The following is a 3062-nucleotide window of genomic DNA, read 5'->3' as shown; positions in this document are numbered from 1 at the left end:
CCGGGCTTTTGTTAGCAGTGGTTTTGGTTGGCTGAGCTTTAGGCTCAGTGATCCATTGCCTTGACGATTTCTTCGGTCATCTTCTTGGCGTCGCCGAGCAGCATCATGGTGCCGTCCTTGTAAAACAGCGTGTTGTCGATGCCGGCGTAGCCGGAGCCAAGGGAGCGCTTGACGAACAGGCAGGTGCGGGCCTTGTCGACGTCGAGGATCGGCATGCCGTAGATCGGGCTGTTCTTGTCGTCGCGCGCCGAGGGGTTGGTGACGTCGTTGGCGCCGATGACGTAGGCGACGTCGGCCTGGGCGAACTCGGAGTTGATGTCTTCGAGCTCGAAGACCTCGTCGTAAGGCACGTTGGCCTCGGCGAGCAGCACGTTCATGTGGCCGGGCATGCGGCCTGCGACCGGGTGGATGGCGTATTTGACCTCGACGCCATTGGCCTTGAGCTTGTCGGTCATCTCGCGCAGCGCATGCTGGGCCTGGGCCACCGCCATGCCGTAGCCCGGCACGATGATGACCTTTTGCGCGTTCATCATCAGGAAGGCGGCGTCGTCGGCCGAACCCTGCTTGACGGTGCGCTCGATGCCGTCGTCGGCGACAGCCGCCGTCTCGCCGCCGAAGCCGCCGAGAATGACCGAGATGAACGAACGGTTCATGCCCTTGCACATGATGTAGCTGAGGATCGCACCGGAGGAGCCAACCAGCGCGCCGGTGATGATCAGCGCGAGATTGCCGAGCGTGAAGCCGAGCGCGGCTGCCGCCCAACCCGAATAGGAGTTGAGCATGGAAACGACCACCGGCATGTCGGCGCCGCCGATCGGCACGATCAGCAAAACGCCGAGCACCAGCGACACGGCGACGATCAGCCAGAACACCGTCGTCGACTGGGTCGTCACCAGCATGACGATGAGCACGACAAGGGCGATGCCGAGTGCTGCGTTGATGAAGTGGCGGCCGGGCAGCATGATCGGCTTGCCCGACATGCGGCCATCGAGCTTCAAGAAGGCGATGACCGAGCCGGTGAAGGTGATGGCGCCAATGGCGACACCCAGGCTCATCTCGACCAGCGCCTGGCCGTGGATGGCACCGACGGTGCCGATGCCAAAACTTTCCGGCGCATAGACGGCGGCTGCGGCGACCATCACCGCGGCCATGCCAACGAGGCTGTGGAAGGCCGCGACAAGCTGCGGCATCGAGGTCATGGCGATGCGCCGCGCGGTCACCGCACCGATGCCGCCGCCGATGGCAAGGCCAAGCACGATCAGGCCAAGGCCGGTCACCGACGGCTTGGCCAGGGCCAGCGTGGTGACGATGGCAATGCCCATGCCGATCATGCCGTAGGTGTTGCCCTGGCGCGAAGTGGTCGGATGCGACAGGCCGCGCAGGGCGAGGATGAACAGGATGCCGGAGACGAGGTAGAGGAAGGAAGCGAGGTTGAGGGTCACGTCACTTGTCCTTCTTCTTGTACATCGCCAGCATGCGCTGGGTGACGAGGAAGCCGCCGAAGATGTTGACCGAAGCCAGCACCAGGGCAACGAAGCCGAAGCCGGTGGCAAGCCCGGAAGCGGCGATGCCGACGGCAAGCAGCGCACCGACGACGATGACCGAGGAGATGGCGTTGGTGACCGCCATCAGCGGCGTGTGCAGCGCCGGCGTCACCTGCCAGACGACGTAGTAGCCGACAAAGATCGCCAAAACGAAGATGGCGAAGCGGAACACGAACGGGTCGATCGCCCCGCCGGTGACGGCATGTGCTGCGTTACCGGCGGCTTCCGCCGCACCTTCAGCGGTGGCGAGATCCTGGACCCCGAGCCGGACGGCATCGACCGCCTGGTCGAGCTGGTCGAGGGCTTTTTGAAGACCTTCCATCATGCGTCTCCCTGCTTGGACGACTTCCTGGCAGCCGTAGGCTTCTTGGCGACAGCGGCCTGGTCGGCTTTAGCCGGTGCTGCTTTCTTCGGCGCTGTCTTGGCCGGTGCTGCGCTATCGCTCGCCGGATCGTCGCCGCGGTTCTGGCCCGCAACGATCGGCTTGGGTTTGTCAGCTGCTGCTGCAGCCGCCGCATTGGCGAAGTTGGGGTGCACCACCTTACCGCCATCGGTCAGCATCGTTGCCTTGACCAGCTCGTCGTCGCGGTTGATGGCAATCTGCTTGCTCGTCTTGTCGACCATGGTCTCGAGGAAGGCGAACAGGTTCTTGGCGTACAGCAGCGAAGCCGACGCCGCGACACGGCCCGGCACGTTGAGATGGCCGACGATCTTGACGCCATTGGCGGTCGTCACCACCTTGCCGGCCTGCGCGCCCTCGACATTGCCGCCGCGTTCGACGGCAAGATCGACAAGCACCGAACCCGGCTTCATCGAGGCAACCATGGCCGCAGACACCAGCTTGGGTGCCGGACGGCCCGGGATGAGTGCCGTGGTGATGACGATGTCCTGCTTGGCGATGTGCTCGGCGGTCAGGGCCGCCTGCTTGGCCTGGTACTCCTTCGACATCTCCTTGGCGTAGCCGCCAGCGGTCTCCGCTGCCTTGAACTCCTCGTCCTCGACGGCGAGGAACTTGGCACCGAGCGAAGCGACCTGTTCCTTGACCGCCGGACGCACGTCGGTGGCGGTCACGATCGCGCCCATGCGGCGTGCGGTTGCGATCGCCTGCAGGCCGGCGACGCCGACGCCCATGATGAACACTTTCGCCGCCGGCACGGTGCCGGCCGCCGTCATCATCATCGGCAAGGCGCGGTCATATTCGGCCGCACCGTCGATGACGGCCTGGTAACCGGCGAGGTTGGCTTGTGACGACAGCACGTCCATCACCTGGGCACGGGTGATGCGCGGCATGAACTCCATGGCGAATGCCGTGACACCCGCCTTGGCCATCGCCTGAACCGCCGCATCGTTGCCGTAGGGGTCCATGGTGGCAAGCACCGCGGCACCTGCCTTGTAGCCCTTGAGCTCGGCTTCCGAAGGCCGGCGCACCTTCAGCACCACATCGGCCCTGGCCGCATCGGATGCCTTGCCGATGACAGCCCCCACCGCCGCAAAATCGGCATCGGGAATGCGCGACAA

Annotated in this window: 3 protein-coding genes; all 3 read right to left on the bottom strand. The window is 64.8% G+C overall.

Annotated features, from left to right (window positions below):
- Nucleotides 1–44 precede the first annotated feature (44 nt).
- From J1C56_RS32660 to J1C56_RS32650, 3 genes are read right to left on the bottom strand one after another with little or no spacing between them, the layout of a single operon-like run.
- Nucleotides 45–1442, bottom strand: coding sequence for an NAD(P)(+) transhydrogenase (Re/Si-specific) subunit beta (locus J1C56_RS32660; protein WP_214394057.1), 1398 nt, complete (start codon nt 1440–1442; stop codon nt 45–47).
- 1 nt (nt 1443) lies between these two features.
- A complete protein-coding gene (locus tag J1C56_RS32655; protein ID WP_214394056.1) occupies nt 1444–1869 on the bottom strand; it encodes an NAD(P) transhydrogenase subunit alpha part 2 in 426 nt (141 codons plus the stop codon).
- The gene (locus J1C56_RS32650) at nt 1866–3062 is read right to left on the bottom strand and encodes an NAD(P) transhydrogenase subunit alpha (RefSeq protein WP_246592318.1); all 1197 of its coding nucleotides are present in this window, start codon (nt 3060–3062) and stop codon (nt 1866–1868) included. Before J1C56_RS32650 ends, J1C56_RS32655 begins: the two co-directional genes overlap by 4 nt.

It is taken from the genome of Aminobacter anthyllidis (assembly GCF_018555685.1).
Classification (GTDB): domain Bacteria; phylum Pseudomonadota; class Alphaproteobacteria; order Rhizobiales; family Rhizobiaceae; genus Aminobacter; species Aminobacter anthyllidis.
Note: the sequence above shows the minus strand (reverse complement) of the source record. Positions and strands in the feature narration are given on the sequence as shown.

Bases quoted from the DNA above. Each gene is read 5' to 3' on its own strand.
- J1C56_RS32655 (WP_214394056.1), bottom strand. From the start codon at position 1,869: ATGATGGAAGGTCTTCAAAAAGCCCTCGACCAGCTCGACCAGGCGGTC.